Consider the following 25604-nt stretch of genomic DNA (forward strand, 5'->3'; position numbering starts at 1 on the left):
AAACATTTGAATGTCGTCAAAGCATATTTCTTTTTTTCAAATTGCCCACAGATTTCGCGAGTCCATTAAGGTGGAGTAGGGAAAGAGTAGAAAATGCGCCTTTCTTTTTTACATATGCTAAAGAAAAAATAGTTTTTGTAGGAGAGACATAGGAAGTTTTGCCCTTCTTCAGGGCAAAAGATTCCAGTCGAGTCCTATTAAAACTATTTTTTCTACTTCTACTTCTACTTCTACTTCTTTTCTTGAAATGAGTTATAAACAAAAGAACAGGAGTATCAGCTATTTTACTTATAAATAGGTTTTGTATAAGTCTTCAGCCATTTTGCTTCTTCTTCCTCCAACATCGGACTTAGTCTCTCATAAACCAATGCATTATAGCTGTTCAACCAATCAATTTGACCTTGTTCCAAAAGTTCTGTTTTCACGATTTCTGTACTGATTGGAGCGATGGTTAAAGATTCAAATGCATAGAATTCATTAAATTCGTTGCTCACATCTGTGATCGTATTGACCAGGTTCTCGATTCTTACGCCATGTTTGCCAGGACGATACACACCAGGTTCGATGGAAGTAATCATGCCCAATTCAATAGGAACAGGCGTTGCTGTTGGATTAAAAACCTGTGGACCCTCATGAACATTCAGGAAATAACCTACACCGTGTCCTGTACCATGACCATAGTTAATGGCGTAATCCCATAAAGGTTTACGGGTGATGGCATCGATTTGATAACCACAGGTGCCTTTTGGGAAACGGCTTTTACAACCGTCAATCATACCTTTTAAAACCAAAGTATAATCTGTCTTCTCTTCTCCTGTATTGTTGCCCATAGGGATGGTACGTGTGATATCGGTCGTACCGTAATTATATTGACCTCCAGAGTCAACAAGGAATAGTCCTTGTGCTTTTACCTCTACATCGCTTTCCGGAGTTGGCCCATAGTGAGGTAAAGCACCATGTGCAGCGTAGGCACTGATTGTATTGAAACTATCGCCAACGAAGCCATCTTGCGCAGCTCTGAATTTACGCAATTGTGCTGCGGCTGAAAGTTCTGTGATTTTGATTTTTCCAATGTTTTCTGATAGCCATTTTAGGAACCTTGTGATCGCCACGCCGTCTTTATTCATTGCAATGCGGGTATTGGCCAGCTCAGTTTCATTTTTTATTGCTTTCAGGCTAGTAGAAGGGTTGGTGTCTTTTATTAGCTTTACTGAAGCAGGTAATTGCTTGGAAAAAGCGAAACAATTGCGTTTAGGGTCAATAAAAATGCTGCTGTTTTCTGGAATTGCTGCAAGTGCCGTTTCAATTGTTTCATAAGGCTTTACTTGTACACCACTGGCTAATAATGATGCAGTTTCCGCCTCATTTAACTTATCTGGATGAATAAAAATTGTCGCTTGATCCTGCCCGATTAAAGCAAAACTCAACACAACTGGATTATAGCTGACATCATTTCCACGGATATTGAATAACCAGGCCATATCGTCTAAAGAAGAGATCAAATGATAATGAGCCCCTTTATTCCTCAATTCTGCTTTTACGGCATCTAGCTTTGAGGCTACCGCTTGTCCGATGTGTTTTTCATCAATCAGGTAGGCTTTTTCTGCAGGTAATGCAGGCCTGTTTTCCCAGATTGGACTTAAATAGTCTTTGTCGGCTAAAATAAGCCCTTTTAAAGCGAATTGTTGTGTGAGTAAGTCGCCTAGAAGGATAGAAACCAGTTTTTCATTACTGGCTACAATAGCCCCTTTTTCAAGTTGGGTACCCAACCATTGTATGTATTCCGGAGCATGCTGTATTTTTTGTTTTACCAGTTCGAAGCCGCTGTTCTCCAGCTCTTCTGCTGCTTGCTCAAAATAACGGAAGTCTGTCCATAAACCAGCAAAATCATGTGTAATTACCAATGTTCCTGCGGATCCGGTGAAACCCGAAGCAAATGGAATGCATTTATAATGATCGGGTAAGTATTCACTAATGTGTGGGTCTGCAGAGGGAATGATATAGGCCTGTACATTGTCGGCCTTCATTTGAGAACGTATCGCACTTAATTTTTCCTGATATGTCATGGTTTAGCTTTTTTATGTCTATCGAGTAACGCAAAGCTATGGATTTTAATTCCTCTACAAAATATGGCTGCACGGTCCATTCTGCGCATAGATGCTAGTCAATTGCTTTCAAGCTGGAATACAGGCTCCAAGTGCTGATTTATGCGGGAATTGTTCTTATTTTTACGCTGAAATGAAGAAAATGGCTGCTCATCATCAGGGGATATGGAAAGTGGAGGAACAAGCTCCACTCACGTTAAAGGTATTTACGGAGCAGGATTTTTCCAGCCGTATTGTCGTAGGCGAGGTCTATAAATCCACTTATTTCTCCATATTTATTGTGACTAAGGGAAGTATGCTTGTAAAGCACAACCTCAGGGAGTTTTTGGTAAAAGAAAACTCATTGCTTTTCATTTTGCCTTCTACTATTTATGAGTTCACAGAGATCAGCCCTGACTTTAAAGTGGTAGGTAGTGTTTTTTCTGTTGATTACATGAGCCAGACAGGGATTATTCTGAATACTTCAAGTGTGGTAAAGGTGATGACAGGTGCGTATCAACCTTATTATGCAATTAATAATGAAGAAAGGGACTTACTGTTGAATCTTCAGGAGATACTTAGAAAAGCATTGGCAGAGGAGTCGACTGTTGCTTTCCTGCCGGAGATGAGGAAGCATAGTTTCTTGTCGTTGTTTTATCACGCGGCCTCTATTTATGCCAGGTATAATGTTTCACATAAGGTAAAACTAAACAGAAGGGAAGAGTTGACCATAGGTTTTCTGAGGCTACTAGCCAAACATTATAAAGAAGAAAGAAGTGTAAAATATTATGCGGATCGGTTATTTGTAACACCTAAACACCTCAGTCAAATGTTGAAAGTAGGTACAGGAAGAACTACAGGGTCTTTTATTGATCGGGCTGTGATAGTTGGCGCGAAAGTACTACTCAGAGATCCCTCATTGAACATTGCCCAGGTGGCTCAAGAGTTGAATTTTGCGGATCAATTTACTTTCGCCAAATACTTCAAAAAGCATACTGGAATTACCCCCACACAGTTTCGTACAGATCACTAATTCTGGCGGAAATATCATTTTTCTGGATCAGGCGACCTCAAAATACGACATCCTGACATATTTCCCTGCTATACGGACATAGTCTGGCCTTCCTGGTATTCCGACCTTCGTTCTGTGAAAAATATAATAATTTTTGTGAGTACTGTATTGACAGTAGCTTACGCTCAATTTGCCTCGGCACAGGATACCCTTTATCAAAAGCTGAGTATCCCGGAACTGTTTAAAATTGCAGATACCAGTCATCAGCAACTCAAAATTTCCAGAATAGGTTTAGTTGCCGCAAGACAACGTCTTGATTTGGTAAAAACACAGAGAAATCCAGTACTTACCGCTTCGGCTACGGCTTCTTATATCGGCGATGTGACTGTTTTTAACAACGATTTTTCTGGAAGAACTACAATTCCAATGCCTCATTTCGGCAATTCTTTTGCCGTACAGGCAAGTCAGACGCTTTACAAAGGTGGAACGATTCATCACAACATTGCTATTGCCGGGCTACAAGAACAACTGGCCGCATTAGCCTATCAAAAGAATAGTCTGGATGTTAAAATTATTTTGGCAGGAAACTATTTCGACCTATTCAGGATGTACAATCAGCGAGAGGTGTATCAGGAAAATATCAGGCTAGCTCAGTTGCGACTTTTCAACATCAACAAGATGTATAAAAGTGGTATGGTGACTAAAAATGATGTAATTAGAAATGAGTTACTGATTACTGACCTTGAAACAGCAGTACAACAGCTCAATAACAATATTGATGTATTAAATCAGCAGTTGAGCATTGCTTTGGGCTTGTCCGACAATACTTATATCCTTCCTGATACCACGATATTAAGTAATAAACCTATAGTGGCTAGTCTTCAGGAGTATTTGGATCAGGCTTATCAGCAATATCCTGAGTTGCGTTCTGCAGAATTGAATAATAGAATTGCAGCGCGTAACGTCTCCCTGGCAAAAGCCGATCGTTTACCAGGTATACAGTTAAATGCCGGGAATTCCATGCTAAGACCATTAACAAGCACAATGCCAGCCCGTGATATGTACAGCAATGGCTGGCAGGTAGGAGTAGGTGTTGCTTTCAACATCTCTTCTTTATACAATGCTCCAAAAAATATCAGCCTGGCTAAAACGCAGCAGAGCCAGCAGTTTGCAGTCGCAGAGCAATTGAGACAAAATACAGAAATTGCGGTAAAGGCAGCTTTCATTAAGCATAGGGAAGCGAAGCAACTCCTGCAATCGGCGGAGAAAGGTCTGCAGCTTGCTACAGAAAATTTCAGAATTGTGGAAAAGAAATACCTGAACCAGATGGCTTTATTAACCGATCTGATGGATGCCACCAATGTCCAATTAGCGGCTGAACTTCAACAAAAAAATGCAGAAATCAGCATTCTTTACACTTATTATCAATTGCAAAAAACAACAGGAAATTTAAATTAATCCTCATATGTCACATCAAAAGAAATCATTACAAAAGAAACACTTCAGTATCATTAATACCTTGCTTATCCTATTGGTCAGCACCGGATTGATTTGGGCTGGTGCCATTTATTTCAAGCTTGATAAATCAGAATATACAAACGATGCGCAGGTAGAGGAATTCATTTCACCAATTAATACCCGTGTTGGTGGCTACATTAAAAAAATTCATTTTATAGAACACCAATCTGTGAAAAAGGGAGATACGCTGGTAGTCATTGACGATAGGGAATTGAATATTGCTCTTGCACAGGCAGAGGCGGCCTATATGAATGCTAAGGCGGCTATGAAGGTAACTTCTTCAGGAGTAAATACGGTAAAAAATAATGTCTCCGTATCGGAGTCTAATATTGCGGCCATCAGAGCCAGAGTACTAAATGCAGAGAAAAATTATAAACGTTATACTGCATTATTAAAGGACGAAGTGGTTACACAACAACAATATGAGCAGGTGCAAACGGACTATGATGCGTTAAAAGCACAATACGAAGCCCTGAAACATCAGAAGGGGACAATGGAATTGTCGGCAGTAGAAGCCGGTTCCAGAATCGCTGTGAATGAAGCAGAGCTGAAGCGCAGCAAGGCGGCTTTGGATATGGCTAAACTGAACCTTTCCTATACTGTGATTACAGCACCATATGATGGGGTAGTGGGAAGGCGAACCTTGCAGGAGGGACAGTTAATTCAACCCGGTCAATCATTACTTTCATTTGTGAGTGGAGAATTGAAATGGATTGTAGCCAATTACCGGGAAAAACAACTCAATAAGATCAGCGTCGGACAGCATGTTTTGGTGAAAGTTGATGCTTTGGGTGGCAAATCTTACAAGGCAAAAATCACCGCAATCTCTCAGGCAACTGGCGCAAAGTTATCAACAGTTCCTGTGGATAACTCTACTGGTAACTTTGTTAAAGTGCAGCAGCGCATACCGATACGAATTGAATTCACTGTTGATAACAAGCCGGAATCGCTAAAGTTATTAAGAGCCGGTATGAATGTAGAAGTAGAATCGATTTAAGATGCAGACCTATAAACAAGGATTATTTCATGATTGGGTGCCTAAGCCTGTCCAGCTGCTGCTGATTATTCTATTGACGGTTCCGATTCTTGGAATCACTGGGATATACAGTACAAATATTGGAGATATGTTAGGTAGTCAGGGGATGCTCAGCGAAGATTTAATGATGGCTAATTACGCTTCTGCGATCGGAATGGCATTGGTCTTTCCACTGGCATTGCGGATGAAGCAATTTTTTAGAACCAGGCATATCCTGATCCTTACGCTCAGCAATTTGATCCTGCTCAGCTATATTTGTGCAACAACGGATCATGCCTGGGTTTTGATTGCAGCGAATACTTTGATGGGAATGATTAAAGCTTTTGCTATGATGGAGGTGATTTTACCGATTATGTTTATCATTAGTCCTACTGGTGACAGGCCAAAGTTTTATTCCGTATTTTATCCGCTGTCTATTGCGCTGGCACAGTTGTTTAGTTATTATGCGACCAGGCTTTCATTTGAATACAGTTGGCACTATTTTTATTTCTACACCATTGCCATATTGCTGTTCTGTTTATTGTTGGTTCTGATTTTCGGGCATAACTACAGAGGTTCCAGGAAAGTTCCTTTTTATCAGGTAGACTGGTTCAGTTTTGTGTTGATTCTGAGTTCGATGATGTTCCTGAATTATGTACTCTCTTATGGAAGGATTCTGGATTGGTGGAATGATCAAAGTATTCAATTTGCACTTTTTGCTGCGGTATTGTTTGGTGTATGGTTTATCCAACGTCAAATGATACTGAAAAGACCCTTCCTGAGTCTGGAGGTATTCAAAAGAAAGCCTGTGTTGATGTCGCTGCTATTTATATTTCTTATGGGAATCTTCTTTGCCAGTAGTGGAATACAGAGCGCATTTACTACAGGTGTATTAAAATACAGCGCATTAAGCAACGCCGAAATCAACCTGATCCTGGCAGTTGGAGCCCTTGCCGGAGGTGTATTCTGCTTTGGCTGGTTTCGAAAAAAGTGGCCGCTTAAAGGTTTGGTCTGTTGTGGATTTGCTGCATTTACACTTTATCATTTACTCTTGTATTTTCTTTTTAGTCCGGTGATTGAAATTAATGACCTTGCTTTTCCATTATTTCTAAAGGGATTGGGTTTATCGATTCTTTATATTTCTATTGGTGTATACTGTGCGGAAGGCTTATCGCTTTCAGAGCTATTGGCTGCGGTTTCCATATTAATTTTGTTTCGTTCTTTTATTGGGCCGGCTTTTTGGAGTTCGGTATATTCTTATGAACTATATGCAGGGCAGTTGAGACATACTGCTTTTCTAGTTCAGCATATGGATGCCAATGATCCTTTACTCAGTGGACGATTAAATGCGATAATTCAAGCGGGGGTGGCGCAAGGTAAAAGTATAGAGCTTGCCCAATCCTTAGGCCTTTCTAGCATTTGGGGCATAGTTCAGGTACAGGCAACAATGGCTGCGGCAAAGGAAATCTTTGGCTGGATTGTATTGGGAGGTGGACTGGTTTTAATGTTCATTATGAGCTATCGTTTTGTACCGGTCAACTTCCGCAAATTGGTCAACATAAGAAGAAGGCTCCGGGGACAGGAGATCCTCAAAAGAGAAGAAGAGATGATGGCCGGAATCGCACCTTAAGCATTAGAGTCGCCTGGAAGAGATATGTGGATTACCTGATGAATTGTGTATAAACTGGGCTTTTCTGTTGAATAACTCCGAGTTATTAACATTTTTTGTGGATAACCTTGAGGATAATGGTGTTAATTGTCAGTTGTTCAATCTGATCTGTATCCATCTGGTTGTTGGTAACAATTGTAAATAGTTACCAACTATTGCTGTGGATAACTATGAGGATAGTATTGTTAATTATCAGTATTACAGTGCTATAATGTGTTTGTTTGTGTGTGGATAAAGCTAGTTTTATAGTGGAAAAGATAGTTTAGATAGGTTTGAAAACGACAAGGCCTGAAATTTAAGATATCAACAGTATCTAAAATTTCAGGCCTTTATTTCTTAAGCCGTATTCAGCCAGGCTTTATCTCAATGTAATGAACTGATCACCAACTTTTAGACCGATGGCACACATTTTCTTTCCACTAAAGACACCTTCCATAGTACCTACTACATTTAATAATAACAATGATTTATCTGAGGTCAGAACCATCGGACCGTGTTCCGGATCCACATGAAAAACGGTACCTGCTGCAACCGTTCCGGGATCAAATTCTCCTGTAACAGACGTTACTTCAAATATTCTGACTTGTTGTCCGCCGATATAGGTAATCGCGCCTTGATACAATGGGTTTGCAGCATTTACTATATGCTCAATTTCGATAGCAGTGTGCGTATCCCAATCGATAGTCAGGTCATTTATTTCCGGAACCGGGAAGGAACTTTCAATTTCTTCATCACCTATATACAGGTATTGTTCTGCCTTGATTCTTTCCAGAATCTGTGGCATACTTTCGCCCAGTAAGGCGGTTAATCGGGCTTTAGCCAGACCATAGTTTTCTCCCGGATACAGTTGCAATTCCTGTCTGAAAACTACAGGGCCACCATCTATCTTAGTGGTCATTCTATGGATGGTTAAACCTGTTTCTTTTTCTCCATTTTTCAATTGCCAGAACAATGGGGCGGAACCTTTGTATGTAGGAAGTTTACTGAAATGAACATTGAAAAATCCCTTTTCAGTTGATTTTAGTAAATGTTCGGGAATAATAAATGGAAAAGTCATGACCAGGACAGCCTCAACCTGTAAATCCTTTATAAGTGTGGCTACTGCGCCATTTTCTTCAAGATCTGATTTTGCTATTTTTAATAAAGGAATTTGTCTGTTCTCTGCATAAGCAACTGTGTTGAAAAGCTCATAATTTAGTTCTTCCGGAATTACAATTCCTGCGACTTCGCAATGTTCGTGGATGCTTAAAGCGGTATTTAAATATAAAGCGCTATTTGTAAAGATTAAGGTTTTCATAAGAAAGGTTTTGGAAGAGGTATGCCCATTTCCCGAAAAATCAGGAAATCTAAATACGCTCGCCGGGCTATTAATTTTATATATGTTCGTGTTAAATGTAGCGCAAATAAATATAATTTTTTCAGATTAAGCAGGTTTTATCATATGTTTTACAAGGATTAAAAGTTTGTCATTTTGCAACTGTTTAGAATCCATGAACAAAGAATACCTGCTTTATTATAGTTGCTGGCAAAGGAATCGCATATCAGGTTAAGTTACCATTCAGGTAATGCGGTCGTAAAAAATAGGATGGGCTGCTATAATGCCTTGGAGTAGCTCATCCTATTTTTTCCTAAAGCCGGACTTAAAAAGTCATACAAACATTCCACACAGGCCTCTTCGTTCATTACATCTGTTTCAACAATTAATCCTGCCTGCTTTGGAACTTCAAAAGTATCATTCACTCCGGTTAGGTTATAAATCTTATCGGGATGTCCATCTGGTAAATAGGCCTTAAAATATAAACCCTTCGTATCTCTTTCCCTCAAAGTTGCCAGGTCACATTTAATCCAGATCAGTTCTGCTCCATCAGCTGGAGCAGTTCTTCCTTCCTCAAAAGGATTGATCAGGGCCAATAAGATCAGGTCAAAATTTATGCTTAACCTCAGCGCTTCTTCCTTGATTCTACGGACATTTTCCAGGCGGTCAGATTTACTAAAACCAAGATCTTTGCACAGCGTAGTTCGGTAATGATCACCATCCATGACCAAAACTTTTAGCCCTTCCTGTGTCAATTTAAGAGCCAGCGCTGCTGCTAAAGTTGTCTTTCCTGCACCAGATAAACCACAAAACTGAACAATCATACCCATCATCTATAGTTTGCTGTAACTCACATATTGTACGAATCTTGGAAGTTCAGAATTGTTTATACTTGCGGCATGTGGACAAGTATTGCGCCATAGGATCAAATCTGCTTTTGTCCCAGGAACCAATATTGGCTTGCCGGTAATTCTAATGAACTCATGTGCCCTTTCTAAGGATGAAAAATCTTTGATCCATTCCTCAAATTGAAGATGAAAACCAGGGATAACCTGTAATGGGCCTCTGTTTTCAGGAACATCATCCAAATACACCATTCCCTGGATGTGATTTTTTATGGGTTGATCAATATCCAGATCCCAGTGCAATTTTGTTTGTCCGGGTACCCAGTTCTCTGTTTGCGGAGGATTGTATCCCAGCTTTTCGGGTATGGCAATCAGTTGGTCTGACTGATAAAGTTGTGCAAAAATTTGCCTGATCAATGGCGATTGTCTAACGACTTCGATCTTTTCATGCTGATACATTTGCAGCATTGTACCCTGCCAGTCGGGATGAGGAATATACCAGGTTTCCGGGTAATCTAAGTGGAGGTTAAGGTGTTTGCAAATCAATGCTTTGACCTGATCACAATGGCTTTCTTCTATGGCTAAAGGAACTCTTAAATATCCATTTTCTTCCCAGAACCGGACTTGATCATCAGTAAGTACCTGCGCCAGTTTTTGGGCATCTGGCTTCGAATTGTTTTTGTTCTCATGCCATTTATTGAATTCCTTATTTGCTTTCTCAATAAATTCGGCTCCTTTTAATTGTGTCACCCACTCTGTAAAATGTTGAAAATCCCGACAATCGCGGTAGAGGAAGGCATAAGTTTCAAATTTTCCAAGTCCATAAAAGTTTAACCAGATTTCTTCTGTATGGAAAAAATCTTCGGCTGCAGGATTTGGTTTCCCGCTCTTGATGTGGTCATGGTATTCGTAAAATAGGTTACTGAATATACAGTCTTTCATATCTATCTTTTAATTTTTTGGTAAGCTTCCATACAATTCGGGTAGTGGTGTTTAGCCTCCGGCTTCCGATCTTTTTGGAATGGTAATAGAATTGATTTACTATGGTAATTTAAACGATGTTGGATGCGTTCCAGATCCCTGACAGGGATTTCTGAAAATGTAGAAAAACGCGCTATGATGGTAGTTACTCCTTCTTCGTAATCCGCAAAAGCATTTTTATGATGTTGTAACTGTTGAATGGCATCTATTTGCTGATAAAATCCTTTTAAAACATCAGCGGTAAAGCGACTAAAATTTCCGCCATAATCCATTTCAGGATCAATTTTAAGCAACTCTTTGCTCAGCATCCCGGGAACGGTATGTATCCCTGCACGCTTTTCATGGGAAGCGATCACTTCATCGGGCCTGCGCAGTAGAAAGAAAAAGGGTGTATCAGGATACCAGCTGCGTAAAGTATCATAAAAATGCAGGTGCCAACTGTCTAGTTTAATGATATAGGCAGATTCCTGTCCATTCCTATGTTGGCCCATCATTTGGACTGCCGACATAAACCAGTTTCTTTTTTCTAAATCGGTGATTTCTTGTTTTTCTGAGGCCCTTAGGATCTCATCTAACACCGGTGCTTCTGCGATGGTAATATTTCCAGCATCTTCGGCAAAAGCCTGACTGAGTAATGTAGAGCCGCAGCGGGATACATGAAATACAAATGCTGTTGGTGGTAGATGTGGAATATGACTGGCAACTTCCGATAAGAACTCCGGGCTACTTACACTGGACAACCTTCTTTTCTCTATTCTTCGGATCCGACACTTTGAAATGGTTTCATCAAAAAAGGGATCAACTGATGGTAGGTCTTCCATATCCATCCAGCGAACCGTCCATTCTTCGTTTTCAGATCGTGCCAGTTGGTATGGAAACCAGTTCGTTAATGGATGTAGTGTATTGACTTTATTCATTCTTATTTACTTGCCTAATTATTTCTCATTTTGCTGATGATACTCCTGGCAACATCAGTATCCAGGCGTTCCAGCTCTGCGATAATTTTAAGTTTAGTGTCTTCATCATACATTGCGCTTTTGGCTTCCTGATGAAGGGGGTAGCCCTGTTCTTTGAACAATTCGTCGGTCCAGTCATTTCTGATGCCATCAATAATCAGGTGAACCCTGGTTTCATCGCCTTCATTAATGATACTGTGTGTTTCATTGAAATCCAGATACCAGCATTCTCCTTCTTTTAAATGCAGGCGTTCTTCATTAATGATAAAATGAACTCCAGGATTGGTCCGCACGGGGACATGTATTCTAAAGCTGCCTTCTTTATAGCTGCAACCCATATCTCTGTGGGGTTTGATGATACTTCCAGGTGCGAGGGCAAGGAGTCTGATGGATTCCTTTTCACACCTCCATGAAGCGATCAGGCTACTGAAGTAGGGACACTTTTTTAATAATTCTGTATCTTGATAACTACCAGCGTGGGCATAGATGTCGTTGCTTTTACCGGAAGCAGAACGAAGGGATATACTTCTCCAATCGCCATTGAAATCTGCGTTATTGAAATGCAATGGCCATTCTTGCTGAAGGCAGTAGTTCAATTCCTGTTGCAACTGTTTGCAATCATAATTGATGTTAAATTTTAGGTGGGTTGGGAGCATAATTTTAAGATTCTAATATATACAAAACAGGAGATTAAAATAATCTCCTGTGCTGATTCATCATGAATATTTTTAAATACTTTGAATGGTTTACCTCCTAAAGAATATAAGGTAAATTTTAGTAAACCAATACCTGTTTATTTACTCAGGTTCAACCGAAGGTTCAACTCGAAACTTCCATTTGTATAACCGCTTAATGCAGAGGTTTGTGTGGTGTAGTTTCCTGAGATCAGGTATTTTTTTCTAAAGTCCATCCCCAGTCCAAATGTAGCGTTTTCTGTACTATGGTACAGTGCAGTAAGGAATACCTGTTTGTTGGCAATTTCCAATTGTGCACCTGCATCCCAGATGTTGTCATAACCCTGCACTCCCCTGTAAGCTACTTTTGGCTCCAGGTCAAAATTTCCGGAAGCTTCTGATAAGCTGAAACGGTAACTCGCTGCAGCGTAAAAGGTAGATACGTCAGCCAGTTTAATGACATCCTTTTTCAGTACGCTTTTCAAATTCGGAATAGATCCCTGGATGGTCAGTTTGTTGCTGGTATAAGCAACTCCAAAATCACCATCAAGGTAGGTTTTGCGATCGTTATACTGACCAACCATAGGGTCATTGGGATTGCCGTAAATGTCGCTATTCTCCAGACGCTGACTCATAAAACCAATCGATACTCCAAAATGAAGTTGATTGGCCTCATTGTTCATTTTCAGGTGATAGGCATAGGTTCCTACTACCCGTGTTTGTCTTTGTAAGCCTGCGCTTTCATTATAGACATTTAGCCCCAGGCCTACTTTGTTGAAACCATAGTCGGCAGTAAAATTTTGGGTCAGTGGAGATCCAGGAACATTACTCCATAATTTACGATAGGCGCCATTCAGCTTCAAGCCCTGATCAGTTCCGGCCATGGCCGGATTGATCAGGTATTGATTGCTATAATATTGTGCAGCTAAAGGATTCAGCTGTGCTTTTGCGGTGCTACCTATGGCAAAGATCATCAATAATCCTAAACCATATTTATAAGTGTTTTTCATCTTGCAGATGTTTATTTCTGTGGAAGTTAAAGCGTTCATTAGTTCTCTCTTACAATGGTGATAAATCCTTTGGTTAATGGTCTGCCTTTACCGAAGTCAATCACATAATAATAGGTGCCTTCATTAAGTGGCGAGCCATTAAGCGTTCCATCCCAACCATTGTCATAATTAGTTCTGCTGTAAACCAATCTTCCAGCTTTGTCAAAGATTTTCACATTATTGTTCGGATAGAAATCAATGTTGTCAACTACCCATTTATCATTGTAGCCATCTCCGTTTGGAGTTAAAATATTGGTGGCTTTAATGGTCAATAAGTCATCCATCACATTAATGGTAAAGCTTTTCTGTTCTGAGCAGCCGTTGGCATTAGTCACAGTCACCGTGTAGGTCGTGGTTTCTCTAGGTCTAACAGTAAGACTTGCTGAATTCTGGCCACTGATGATGCTGTTGTGTAAGGCCCAGGTGTAATTAGTTCCACCACTTGCGGTCAATACTACGGACTCACCTTTACTTACATTTGTACTGTTGCTATTGTTGTTGATACCGATATTCGCACTAATAGAAACCACTGGAAGCGCATTTACGCTGAGCACAAATGTTCTGCTATAGGTATCTACACCACCATTTTCAGTACCACCATTGTCTTTTACCGTAACAGTAATTGTACTGATTCCTGATGCGCCGTTTTTAACGCGGTAGCTGATGGTTCCTTTATCGCCAGTACCTGATGAAATAGTCAGGCTCTGTAATAAGGCTGCATTAGTACCTGTTACAGTTAGCGTGGTATTTTGCCCGGCCTCCGGACCAGCACTGATACCTGTCAGGGCAATCGTCTGAGTCGCGTTGGTATAACAAATGGTTTTATTGGCAATGGCATCCAGCGTTGGGATTTCATTCACATCAGTCAGATTGATGGTAAACGTTTTATCCAGAGAGAAGCCATGTTGTGTAGTACTGCTCACTTTTACACTGTATACCTTTTTGTTTTCATAATCCAGACTCGCTGTGGTTAACAATTGGTTGCCAGCAATGCGGAATAAAGCATTGTCGGTGTCACCGTTCCCACTGGTCAATGTATAAGTAAAAGTCGCATTTGGATCATCAGAAGTACTACTTAAAGTACCTGCCAGCGTTCCTGCAGCCTGGTTTTCGAAAAGTGTAGTTCCAGCAAACAATACATTTGTTGGCGCGCCAGGGACTACAGTTAAAACACCATTTAAATGTGTAATCTGATAATTCGCAGCTACTGCACCTGAAGCCACAATTGGATAAGTTCCAATCGGACTATTGGTAGTTGCCACAGAAGTATAACTTGGCTGGCTGGACAATACAGATTGATCTTCACCATTTACAAAACCATTGAACTGACCCGTAAATACAGGATTGGCGGTGCCTAGGAATTTCGTCTTCGAATCCGCAGTAATGGTTAATGGTGCGGCACTAATTTCGAAATTCGCATTGCTAAAGTTCAGGATGTAATCTGTACTAGCAGCCAGTGAGCCTTTAGAAATCAGATAATTATTTTTGCTTTCGCCAGGGGCTCTGCTGATTGCTCCGGTAAATACATCTCCACTTACGAGTAATGGCGTGCTGCTGAAAGTCAGTTCCGGATCTGGTGCACCATAAACCTTGCTTTTGGCATTGATTTGAATATCGATAGGTTTAGCGGTGATCGACAAGTTGGCTGGTGTATAATTCAGACTGTAGTTGGAGCTTAAAGCAAGTCCAGCTTGTGTGATTTCATAATTGCCAACATGTTCACCTGGCAGTCGACTTAATGCACCGCTGAATTGATCAGCGCCAATTAATGCTGTACTTGCCTGGTAGGTTAACACAGGATCATTGTTTCCATAAACTTTAGACTTGGCATCAGCAACCACATTGATTACTTTTTTGATAATGCTCAATTGTGTACCTGGGTTTAAAGTCAGGGCATAATTGCTATTTACTGCTAAATTGCCAATCGATAGCGGGTAGCTACCCACATCCTCACCTGCATCTCTTCCCAATGCACCTGTAAACACATCTCCGCCAATTAAAGCTGGGCTATTGGTGTAAGTAAATCCAGGGTCAGGATCTCCGTAAGTTTTTGAAGTGTTTACTGCAGTAATTGCAATTGCTTTCGGAGTAATGGTCAGGTTTGCGGGAGTAAAGGTCATGTCATAATTTGTACCTAATGACAAGTTTCCGATTTGGATAGGGTAAGTTCCTACAGTAGTCCCGGCAATTCTGGACAATGCACCTGTTGGCACATCTCCATTTGATAAAGGTTCCGATAAGGTATAAGTTAAAGCTACCGGATCTGCATCTCCATAAGCCTTGCTTACTGCAGTTGCAGTAACCATGATGGTTTTTTGGGTAATGGCATAGTTTTCGGCAGCGAGTTGCAGGTTGTAATTTTGTGGATTGCTGGTCGTCAGCGTACCAATTGCAATTGGATAAACACCCACAGCGTTACCTGCAGTTCTTCCTAAAGCACCACTAAAAGTATCACCGTTTATTAAAGCAGGACTTTCCACATAGTTGATAATTCCATCTGCTTGTCCATAAACTTTCCCTTGTCCTGCAGTAGGTGTAATGCTGATGTTTTTCTTTTTCACTGTAAAGATCACCAGCGCAGGGTTGTAGTTGAGCAGGTAATTGGTACTTAATGCTAAAGTTCCCTGAATTACCGGATAAGTTCCTGGAGCTTCTCCTGGAAGCCTTGTGAGGGTCCCGTTAAAGCTGTCGCCAGATTTTAATGCCGGTGTATTCGTGTAAGCCAACACCGGTTCAGTGTCGCCATATTGTTTGTTCCCAGCTGTTGCGGTCACATTGATGACTAAAGGGGTAATACTGAATTTAGGCGTTGGGTTCATGGCAAGCTGATAGTTAGATCCTATGCTCATTGAACTGATGCTGTAATCATAGATTCCTACATCTTCACCCGCCGCTCTGGTTAATGGTCCCATTACAGTTACAGCTGGAATATCAATACCAAAGGCTAGTGTAGGATCCGCTGCGTTATAGTTTTTCGTTTTTGGGTAAGGTATAATCGTTACAATTTTAGGGCTAATGGTAAAATTGGCAGGTAAATAAGTGATCGCATATTTATACGGATCTAAGCTGAAAGTGTTTTGCTGGATTTCATAGGTTCCTGCATTTTCTCCTGTCTCTCTAGCCAACTGACCAGTGCTCAGATCTGTGCCAATGAGTGCAGGGCTAATCGATGGCGTTGTTAATACAGGTTCTGTATCGTTAAATGATTTCGATTGAGCATTTGCAGTAACCGTAACTGGTTTTGGTTTAATCTGCACTTGTCGGATCACCGGTTGCGCAGCAGAATAATTCCCATCTCCAGGCTGGCTAGCAGTGATAGAGACTGACTGTAGATTATTGGCACCTACAATGGTAACCGTATTCCCGGAAATTGTAGCAAGAGCAGGATTGTTGGAGCTTAAACTTACTGGTAAACCTGAATCACTAGTCGCATTGATCGTAAATGAGCTGCCATATTCCGCTGCTATCGGTTGATCAAAAGTAATGGTCTGTCCAACTGCTGGCATTCCAGTCGATATCAAACTTCTGGACGAGTTCCCTGCAGCGTCTGAAACCTGAAGTGCATAAAGATAGGTCAGGGAATTGGTCAGACCTGTTTGAGTAAAGCTCATTTGGCTGCTGGCATTTGCAGCCAAAACAGTAGTCAGCACTTGATTATTCAAGAAGCCTGTAGTTCCTCCAATCAATTCATACTTTGCATAATCGGCGTTCAAAGTCCAGAGCATTGTATTTTGTTTGTCTCCTGGTGTTACACTCAGAGAAGTAGGCGAAACTGGAGCTGTGCGGTCGTATGTTACAGAAGAGCTATTGGTTGTTGTAGCTACTGGAACACCATCATTCCCTGTTAAATCTACATAGCTGATGTTAAAAGGAATAGGTCCTTCTGGATCTGAACTGCCTAAATTGTAAGTTGCGCTCCAATTGTTGTTTCCAAGTGAGGTCACCGTTCCTAATGTATTGGTAAAGAATTTTACGGTTGGGACACGAATTTCTTCTGAAGACGTAAAAGTTAAGGTCAGCTGATCTCCGGATTTTGCCCAAATAGGATTTGAATTGTTACTGCTGATATTCACATTACTTAATGTAGGTAAGCTATTGTCTACAGTGATCATGGAGCCGGTTGTTACTGTAGTTACAGTTACTCCGGGATTTCCATTTACATCTTTGAAATTGATGGCAAATGATAGCAGGCCACTTGGTATATCGGAAGGGAGTGTATAGGTGTAAAAATAATTTAATGCACCGAATGGATTAGCTACACCATTAACCCCTCCAATAGTCACTACTGGAGCGCCACTTAGTGTCTCTGAAGCCGTAAATATGAACGTGACCATACTGCCAGCTTTCGCATAGAATGGATTACCACTGTTAGAGGTAATACTCACCGAGGGTAAAGTTGGTGGCGTTTTGTCATAGCTCACAAATGAACTGTTAGTAGTGGTAGTTTTAGGTGTGCCTGCATTTCCTACAAGATCAGAATAAATGATGTTGAAAGGGATAATACCATTATTGTTTGCACTTTGCATGGTATAGGTCGCCACCCAATTATTACCAGTTGTGTTCTGAGCGGTTGCAGCATTTCCACTTATGGATACTGTTGGCGTTGAGATGGGTTCAGAACTCGTGAAGTTAAGCGTAATGATGTCTCCTGGTATGGCAACACTAGGAGCACCAGGGCGACTTGACTGGATGGTTGTGCTGAAAATGGTCGGCAGGGTTTTATCTATGATATAGGTTTCAGAAGGTCCAAATCCAGTGAGGATAGGATTTCCCACCATATTGGTAATTCCTGTACCACTGCTTTTTAAATTAATCGATATGTTCCCGTCCACAAGTCCGGTTCCTACAGTTATGGTATAAACTGATCCTGATCCTGCGACGAGGCCAACGGAAGATGCCGGTGCGGAGCCGGTAGTCATTTGAAAATCAAGCACATCTAACCCGCTTATAGGTTCGCTGAAGGTTATGCTGTATTGCACGCTGTTGGCATTGGTATATTGACCCGTCGGAGTTTGTCTGACAATGCTCAATACGGTTGGTGCGATGCCATTGATGATAATATTTCTTCCATCTGCCAAAGATCCTGTTGTTCCAGGAGCAGGAAGGTCAAGTGGAGTAGCAAGTGTACTTTGGTTATTAATTGTTCCTCCGTTCAGGGTCAATGCCGTAGTGTTGCGGTAATCCAATCCTGGGCTGGTATGACCGGAAGCTACAGTATAATTGAAGGTTAGAGCCGTAGTTCCGCTACCACTTGCATAAGATGCGTATGCATTAGCAGCCGAATTTAAAGCAAGCTGAGGGACACCAGTAACGATCACAGGTTTCGAGAAATTTACGGTGATGGGAATGACTGTTCCAATACCATGTGGTCCGTTAGTTGCTGAGGAACTAACCGAGGAAATGATGGTTGGAATGTTATCTACGAAAACCTTGGAAGCGTTCGTGGTTGCGGTAACAGGAAGGCCATTATTTCCTGCCGCATCACTATAACCAACATTAAACGTGATCTGGCCTTCAGGATCAGTGCCTGAGACGGTATAGATTGAAGTGGAGCTTAAACCTGAGTTCACAGTGTTGGCCACATTTCCATTGATGGTAACTGTAAGTATATTTATCGGTTCTGAAAACAATAAAGATAGCGTAACTACGTCTCCTGTTTTTGCAACTAGAGGATTACTATTGTTTGAAGCGATAGTAGCTGATGTGGTTGTAGGAACAATTCTATCCACAGTATAGCTCTGACCAGAGGTATATCCGGTTGCGATCGCATTTCCAGACGCCCCAACAATTCCAGTACCTGAGCTCTTTAAATCCAGACGTAAGGTACCAGTTCCATTGATCGTTCCTGTATTTGTGGTTAGGGTATAGGTCGTTCCTGAGCCGCTTATGCCTACAACTGAAGGGCCTGATATAACACCTGTAGTTGAAATAGAAAAATCATCGAGGCTAACTCCGGTTACTGGTTCATTAAAGGTAACCGTAAAATTTACTGCGAGTGCGTTGGTGAGCGCTGCGCTGACCCTGCTGATGCTCTGTACTGCAGGAGGAATTCCTTTGATCACAATATTGGAGAGCGTTCCCAATGAGTTTGGGGAGGCCGGGTCCGGTAATGTGAGGTCGAGGTCATTGCCAGCAGGATCTTTTAGGGTTCCGCCGTTTAAAGTAAGTGCTGCGGAGTTTGTGTAATTAAGAAGAGGACTGCTTTGGCCTGAAAGTACGGTATAATTAAAAACCAGGGTATTTGTACCGCTTCCGCTAGCATAAATTGCATTTCCAGCCGGACTCGTATTTAAAGCCAGTTGGGGGCTGCCAGTTACATAAATGGCTTCTGAAAAATGAATGCTGATGGGTACGACTGACCCTATAATATAACTTCCGTCGGTGCCGCTTACATTGGTCACCGTTGGAATAGTGGTGTCTACGTTAATATTGGTATTTGCGCTTAAGGAGTTTGCGGCACCTAGTGCAGGGAGGGTAATTGTTGCATTATTTCCTGCCGCATCTTTGATGCTTCCGCCGGCCAGTGCCAATGCACTAATGCTGGCATAATCAAGGTCCACTTTATTCTGTCCAGCAAGCACCTGATAGCTGAAGGTTAAACTGCTGCTTCCTGATCCTGATACATAACTTGCCGTTGCAGGTACATTTAGGTTTAGTATGGGTGTTCCAGTAACGGTTACATTTTCAGAAAAATTTACCTGAATACTGATCGTTTGTCCGGCACGAAAACTACCGGTTAGAGGTGATCCAGTCACTGACATGATAGTTGGGTCAATTCCATCCACAACAATATTAGCACTTCCACCAAGTGAATTGGCGGAGGCGACTGCTGGTAAGGTCAGTGTGGCGTTTTGATCTGCTGCGTTTTTAATGGTTCCACCTTGAAGGCTTAAGGAACTGGTAGCTGCATAATCGAGATCCGGACTGGTTTGTCCAGTACCTACAGTATAGTTAAAAACTAAGGTATTTGTACCGCTTCCTGAGGAATAGGTTGCTACAGCAGCAGGTGTGGTACCAAGTGCCAATTGTGGCGTTCCGCCAGTGGTTACTACATTTACGATTTCGCTGAAGGTAACACTGATCGGTATAATATCGCCGATTTTTTTAGCTCCATTTGCAGTTGAAGTCACACTGGTTACAGTGGGGCCTTCAGAAACGGTGTAAACAGGTTGTGCACCTTCGAAAGCGCCACCAGCCGTTCCTGGGATAAGGTTTTTTAGTTCAGGTTGATTATTTGTACCCACCCAGCTTGCAGGTGTTTTGATACTGTTTAAAAGAGATTCTTTTGATCCAACAAATGATTGGTTGAAAGAGTTGTAATGTCTGCTTAAATCTGGACCACCTGGATAGGTTGCCCTGGAATTGTAGGCATTTGTTCCCACCAGTTGACTGGGAAGGATTGAGGATTGGTTATTAGGAATATTTCCCGCCGCGGTCCAGCCCGTTGTACTATCATAAGTTGCAAGAACGGGATTGGTATAATTGGTGTTTATAAATCCATAGATGAAATTTGGACTGGCTTCTGTACCTGTGTAAATCAACCAACTGTCTCCGCTGATGTTATTAATAGGCCGGATGCCCACGTTTGACCAGCCGATGCTAGCTACTGAACCATAGGTGGAGGGTTGAATTGTTGGAGCTGGTCCACCTATGTTGCTGAAGGTAAAAGAAAGCACTGTTCCTTTAGGAACTAGCTGGGTTAATGTCCAGGTGAGGCGACCGTCTGAGGAATTGACTCTAAAGGCTGTTCCATCCCATCCGTAATCTGTGAGTTTAATCTCAGTTCCCGAAGGAATATCCACCAGGGCAACGATGGCAAGCGTTGCATTAAAAGGTGATATTGGAGTTGGCCGATCGTCACCATTTACTCCAACAATGGCGATGTCGCCTGGACCTAACTGAGCATAACTTGTTTTAACTGAAAAAAAGCAAAAACAAATGATGCTGAGTAAAAAAAATTTAAAGGAAAGGTGTTTTTTCATAAGAATGAGAGCGTTAATTCTAATAATTAATAAAATTAGTTTCTACTTGGGAAGACTCCATCAATACATATAATGTAGTTAATGGCCAATGTTGGCTGCCAGATAGAAAGAGGTATTGAACCTCCAGTTGCACCAACAGTTGTTGCTACAGAGCCTCCAGTAATCGGAATGGTAGGTGCAGCCGTATTGTAAGTGGATATAGGGTTTGTATTGCCATCTATTGATGCCGCTAAAGAATTTCCTGCTTCAGGAACAGCCTTGCTTCCTTCTTCCGGGCTTACTTTGAAAGTAATTGCTGAACTAGCCAAATGGTTATGTGCCGGCATATTGTTAATGCCAATGGAGCTGGTCTCGGCACCAAGCTGCTCACCAAGTAGGTGGTTGGTGGGTAAACCTTGTCCCTGCCCAGTACCAATTACCGTCCTGCCTCTAAGGTCTGGAAGGCCAAATGTAGTTTGCCCGTTTCCACCATAAGTGGTGCCTAAAAGTGCATAAAGTGCAGCATATTGTTGAATTCCAATAAGTTGTCCGTTGCAAGCCATAAAGCCTCTAGGTACAAAATTTCCAGCAAAGGCTTTAATCATTCCTAAGTATTCTTCCATAATAAATTGAATTGTGTTGTATGTTTATAATTGTTTGATTTGAGCAGCGAAATAAAACTCCTGGTTTGATCCATAGCAATGGGATCACCTTTGAATTAAAATCAAGAAATTTTATTGGAGAATTGAGGGTGTGCTTAACACCTATAGGCGCAAATTTGGAAATTTGTTCCTTTAGCAACGTACCTTTATAAGAAAAGGAAATGTCCATGAGACAATTAGGTTGAGGCGTTAATTATCAATACTTAAAGTAAAATTATAGAAAAAAAAATAAGTTTGGTAAGAATGTGGAAATTTATACCCAAAGTAGTGGGCTGTAACCTGAAGAAACAACCTATAGTTGTTAAAAGATTTATTTTATAAATTTTATAAAATTTTAATCAATAAACTGCAAGTCACCCTTTTGGTAGCTGCCATTCATCTTTAGGCATAGGGGAGTTTCTGCTGATTTAAATTCGAATTTTTGAGCGTCGTCTCTGTGTTTTCCTTAGGATTTTGTTTTTACAAAGGTTGTGCCATATATAAATTTATGGATGGAATTACTGGTTGTTTTTAAGTCAGTGCTGAGGTACCAGATGTTATTGATTCTTTTTCCGCTACTTTCCTTGTCTAATGGGAATCTGGCCTGTTCAATGGTTTTATTTTTTGAATTTAAAATACTGCCTGCAACAGTAAAAAGACTCATGGTGTTCATACTTGTTTCCAGATTAGGCAGAACCTCTGTGGCAAAAACGGGAAAAATTTCCTTACCTTTCAATTTCAACTGGTCAAAAATCGCAATGAGTACCCTTCGTTGACGCTCGGTTCGTTCGGCATCACCATGACCAACTGCCCTGATCCGGCTGTAGGCAACTGCTTGCTTTCCATTCAGTTTTTGGAGTCCTGACTGAGCAAGCGGAACTTCAGGGATTTTATCATATAGAGAAAGTTCATGCAGGTAATTATTTAGGTAGGGAATTTCTTCTGCTTTCAAAGGAATCTGTACACCACCCAGGGCATCAACAATCCTTGCTGCACTATAAAAATCAACATTCATATAATCCCTGATATCGAGGTCGAAGTTTTGATTTAAGGTTTTAATCGCCAGCTGCGGTCCACCTATCGAAAAGGCAGAATTGAGCTTGTTCATGCCTGAACCGGGGATATTGACATAAGTATCCCTCATGATCGATGACATTTTGATTTTCCCTGTCCGCTGATCGATAGATATCACCATCACCACATCGGAGTTTCCAGCTTCGGCTTCGGTACGCCTGTCTACCGCAAATAAGGCAATGTTGACCTGAGGATTCTGAAGTTTTTTTTGTCGGGCTATGGCTTGCTCAGAAATTCCCAATGCCGCATTGGAGCGGTCCAGCATAACCGTTTTTTTTGCCACCGGAGGAGCCGAAAAATCTACCTTCCTGGCAATGCTGTCTTGTGCCTGAATCTGGAAAAATCCGAAGCAAATAGCTAGAATAGTTAAGGCGATCATTCTCATATGTTGTCGGACTGCTTAAAAAATCCTGGGTCAATATTTCAATAACCGTACCCATGTACCAGAAAAATTCTTTCTACCTTTAAAACGTTCTTAAAATTTCGGTGTTTTGATCTGAAAGCCGAAGCTCAGGGAAATTAAATGAATATGGATAAAGCGTGTAAAATTGGAATTATAGGTTTAGGTTATGTGGGTTTGCCATTGGCTATTGAATTCGCCAAGCAGTACCAGGTACTGGGATTTGATATTGATGAGCTGCGTATTCAGGAGCTTTCCAGAGGAGAGGACCGGACGAAGGAAGCTGACCTGGAGGAGCTAAAACAGGTTTTGAATTCCAATTCTGCAAACCATGGTTTATATTTCTCTTATGCAACTGAGGAGCTGGAGTCCTGTCAGGTTTATATTGTAACCGTTCCGACCCCTATTAACCGTTTTAAAGCACCAGATTTAAAACCTTTATTAAAAGCTTCAGCAATGATTGGGGCTGTTTTGAAAAAAGGGGATATTGTCATTTATGAATCTACAGTTTATCCTGGATGTACAGAAGAGGACTGTGTACCTGTTTTGGAAAAATATTCCGGATTAAAATTTAATGAAGACTTTTTCTGTGGGTATTCCCCGGAAAGGATCAATCCCGGAGATAGGGTCAATACTTTAACGAAGATAAAAAAGGTAACTTCCGGTTCTACCCCGGAAATTGCGGAGCAAATCGATCAGCTATATGGCCAAATCATAACTGCTGGTACACACAAAGCCCCAAGTATTAAGGTGGCAGAAGCTTCAAAGGCTATAGAAAATGCACAAAGGGATGTAAATATTTCCTTTGTGAATGAACTGGCGCTGATTTTTGATCGGATTGGCATCGATACGAATGATGTGATGGAGGCTGCAGGTACCAAATGGAATTTTCTCAAATATAAGCCTGGATTGGTTGGCGGACATTGCATTGGTGTAGATCCATACTACCTGGCGCATAAAGCAGAGTCATTGGGCTACCATCCACAGGTGATTCTTTCCGGAAGAAGGGTAAATGACAACATGGGCATGTTTGTGGCCAATAAAGTAGTCAAGCTGATGATAGCAAAAGGTTACCCGGTAAAAGGAGAGCAGGTTTTAATTCTTGGTTTTGCTTTCAAGGAGAATTGTCCGGACATCAGGAACACCAGAGTAATCGATATTTATCAGGAATTGCAACAGTTTGGCATGGAAGTAAATGTTTATGATCCCTGGGCAGATCCTGAACTGGTGCAGCAGGAATACGGTTTTAGGCTTGATAGTACGCTAATTGACCGAAATTATAAGGCCATTATTGTTGCGGTTTCTCATCAGGAATTTTTAGCCATTGATTATGAAAAATACCAGTTGAACGGCGCAATAGTATTTGACACAAAATCGTTTATTGAGCGTAAATTTACAGATGCAAGGTTGTAGGAAAAAAAATATATAATCATTATTATATTGTGGCACGTTTTTAGTTCTCCTCAGAAAAATGTAAAATATCCAATGTTACAAAACGTTGCCTATACGCTTTTTCAGAGGAAAAAGACGATTTTCGATATTCAGCCCGAGGAATTCGCTTTAGGTGTTTGTTCTCCCGAATACAAATATTTAGGTATTGTATATGTTAATTATTGCTGTACTTTTATGGCGAAAAAAAAATCCGTGGGGGACAATTAATGAAAAAACAACTACTAATTCTAGTACTGTTGTTATCTGGGGGAACTGCGTTTTCTCAAATGAACACAGACTACAACTATTCCATTACTTTAAGGGGGTATGGAGCCATGCAGATGCCAAAACTGTTCAATGAAACCGATCCTGTAAAGTATATCAATACCTACTTCTCCGGAATGATGGTGAAGTTCAATGACAATCAAATTAGCTATCGGATTTCGGGTAGCTATATCAAACAATCTAAAACCTTTTTTAACAACTGTATCAATTGCGAGATCGTAACCGGCGATGTAAAGGATTATACCTTTAAAGTGGGTTTTGAGAAGAATATGAACTTTTCCAGGATACAACCTTACATTGGAGCGGATATCGGATACAGGGCAAATAGTTTCATTGGCTTATCGCAAAATGTGAATGCCTTAAAGGCAGCACAGGTTGATCAGGCAACCATGCCTCCAAATAAAATGGAAACTTCTAAAAATGGTTTCATAGTAGGGCCGGTTGTAGGGATAAAATTCCATCCCTTACCTCAGTTGACTTTCTTTGTAGAAAGTAGTCTGGATTTCTTCTATTCGTATGAACGACAGGAAGCAGTAACAGAAGATGCGAACAATTATCGTTCTCTTGCCAGGACCAATAAATCAGAGTTTCTTTTAAATCCTGTTTCTGTGGGAATCAGCTTCCATCTGGGTAGCAATAAATAAAAATAATTTTATACTTTTGCACTTTATTTAGATTAATTTCAAATAGAGTG

Annotated in this window: 16 protein-coding genes; 6 read left to right on the top strand and 10 right to left on the bottom strand. The window is 41.0% G+C overall.

Annotated features, from left to right (window positions below):
- Nucleotides 1–284 precede the first annotated feature (284 nt).
- The gene (locus tag R2Q94_RS02175) at nt 285–2066 is read right to left on the bottom strand and encodes an aminopeptidase P family protein (protein ID WP_316819789.1); all 1782 of its coding nucleotides are present in this window, start codon (nt 2064–2066) and stop codon (nt 285–287) included.
- A 172-nt stretch (nt 2067–2238) separates the two neighbouring features.
- Between R2Q94_RS02175 and R2Q94_RS02180 the strand changes: the two genes are divergently transcribed.
- The 4 genes from R2Q94_RS02180 to R2Q94_RS02195 all read left to right on the top strand — a co-directional run bounded on the left by R2Q94_RS02180 (nt 2239) and on the right by R2Q94_RS02195 (nt 7259).
- On the top strand, nt 2239–3117 hold the full coding sequence (locus R2Q94_RS02180; protein WP_316819790.1) for a helix-turn-helix transcriptional regulator: 879 nt from the start codon (nt 2239–2241) through the stop codon (nt 3115–3117).
- A gap of 114 nt (nt 3118–3231) precedes the next feature.
- Nucleotides 3232–4554, top strand: a complete 1323-nt coding sequence (locus tag R2Q94_RS02185; RefSeq protein WP_316819791.1) for a TolC family protein — start codon at nt 3232–3234, stop codon at nt 4552–4554.
- Nucleotides 4555–4561: 7 nt separating this feature from the next.
- Nucleotides 4562–5611 carry an HlyD family secretion protein gene (locus tag R2Q94_RS02190; RefSeq protein WP_316819792.1) on the top strand — a complete coding sequence of 350 codons (1050 nt, stop codon included), beginning with the start codon at nt 4562–4564 and terminating at the stop codon, nt 5609–5611.
- 1 nt (nt 5612) lies between these two features.
- Nucleotides 5613–7259 carry a hypothetical protein gene (locus R2Q94_RS02195; protein WP_316819793.1) on the top strand — a complete coding sequence of 549 codons (1647 nt, stop codon included), beginning with the start codon at nt 5613–5615 and terminating at the stop codon, nt 7257–7259.
- Between the two features lie 397 nt (nt 7260–7656).
- Here R2Q94_RS02195 and R2Q94_RS02200 read toward each other — a convergent pair whose 3' ends face one another.
- The 9 genes from R2Q94_RS02200 to R2Q94_RS02240 all read right to left on the bottom strand — a co-directional run bounded on the left by R2Q94_RS02200 (nt 7657) and on the right by R2Q94_RS02240 (nt 23173).
- Complete coding sequence (locus R2Q94_RS02200; RefSeq protein WP_316819794.1) at nt 7657–8595, bottom strand: methionyl-tRNA formyltransferase; 939 nt, start codon at nt 8593–8595, stop codon at nt 7657–7659.
- Nucleotides 8596–8891: 296 nt separating this feature from the next.
- Nucleotides 8892–9446, bottom strand: a complete 555-nt coding sequence (locus tag R2Q94_RS02205; RefSeq protein WP_316819795.1) for an adenylyl-sulfate kinase — start codon at nt 9444–9446, stop codon at nt 8892–8894.
- Nucleotides 9447–10400, bottom strand: coding sequence for a phytanoyl-CoA dioxygenase family protein (locus R2Q94_RS02210; RefSeq protein WP_316819796.1), 954 nt, complete (start codon nt 10398–10400; stop codon nt 9447–9449).
- A 2-nt stretch (nt 10401–10402) separates the two neighbouring features.
- The gene (locus R2Q94_RS02215) at nt 10403–11356 is read right to left on the bottom strand and encodes a hypothetical protein (protein ID WP_316819797.1); all 954 of its coding nucleotides are present in this window, start codon (nt 11354–11356) and stop codon (nt 10403–10405) included.
- 14 nt (nt 11357–11370) lie between these two features.
- Complete coding sequence (locus R2Q94_RS02220) at nt 11371–12051, bottom strand: aspartyl/asparaginyl beta-hydroxylase domain-containing protein (RefSeq protein WP_316819798.1); 681 nt, start codon at nt 12049–12051, stop codon at nt 11371–11373.
- A 137-nt stretch (nt 12052–12188) separates the two neighbouring features.
- A complete protein-coding gene (locus R2Q94_RS02225) occupies nt 12189–13079 on the bottom strand; it encodes a type IX secretion system membrane protein PorP/SprF (RefSeq protein WP_316819799.1) in 891 nt (296 codons plus the stop codon).
- Nucleotides 13080–13117: 38 nt separating this feature from the next.
- Nucleotides 13118–21100 (bottom strand): MBG domain-containing protein, encoded by a 7983-nt coding sequence (locus R2Q94_RS02230; RefSeq protein ID WP_316819800.1) that lies wholly within the window; start codon nt 21098–21100, stop codon nt 13118–13120.
- A 35-nt stretch (nt 21101–21135) separates the two neighbouring features.
- Nucleotides 21136–21702: a phage tail protein gene (locus R2Q94_RS02235; RefSeq protein ID WP_316819801.1), complete on the bottom strand. Its 567-nt coding sequence runs from the start codon at nt 21700–21702 to the stop codon at nt 21136–21138.
- Between the two features lie 484 nt (nt 21703–22186).
- Complete coding sequence (locus tag R2Q94_RS02240) at nt 22187–23173, bottom strand: LCP family protein (RefSeq protein WP_316819802.1); 987 nt, start codon at nt 23171–23173, stop codon at nt 22187–22189.
- 144 nt (nt 23174–23317) lie between these two features.
- On the opposite strand from R2Q94_RS02240, the gene R2Q94_RS02245 reads away from it, so the two are divergent.
- A complete protein-coding gene (locus tag R2Q94_RS02245) occupies nt 23318–24607 on the top strand; it encodes a nucleotide sugar dehydrogenase (RefSeq protein WP_316819803.1) in 1290 nt (429 codons plus the stop codon).
- Between the two features lie 245 nt (nt 24608–24852).
- On the top strand, nt 24853–25554 hold the full coding sequence (locus R2Q94_RS02250) for a hypothetical protein (RefSeq protein WP_316819804.1): 702 nt from the start codon (nt 24853–24855) through the stop codon (nt 25552–25554).
- Nucleotides 25555–25604 lie beyond the last annotated feature (50 nt).

Source organism: Pedobacter gandavensis, from assembly GCF_032678465.1.
In the GTDB taxonomy this organism is placed as follows: domain Bacteria; phylum Bacteroidota; class Bacteroidia; order Sphingobacteriales; family Sphingobacteriaceae; genus Pedobacter; species Pedobacter gandavensis_B.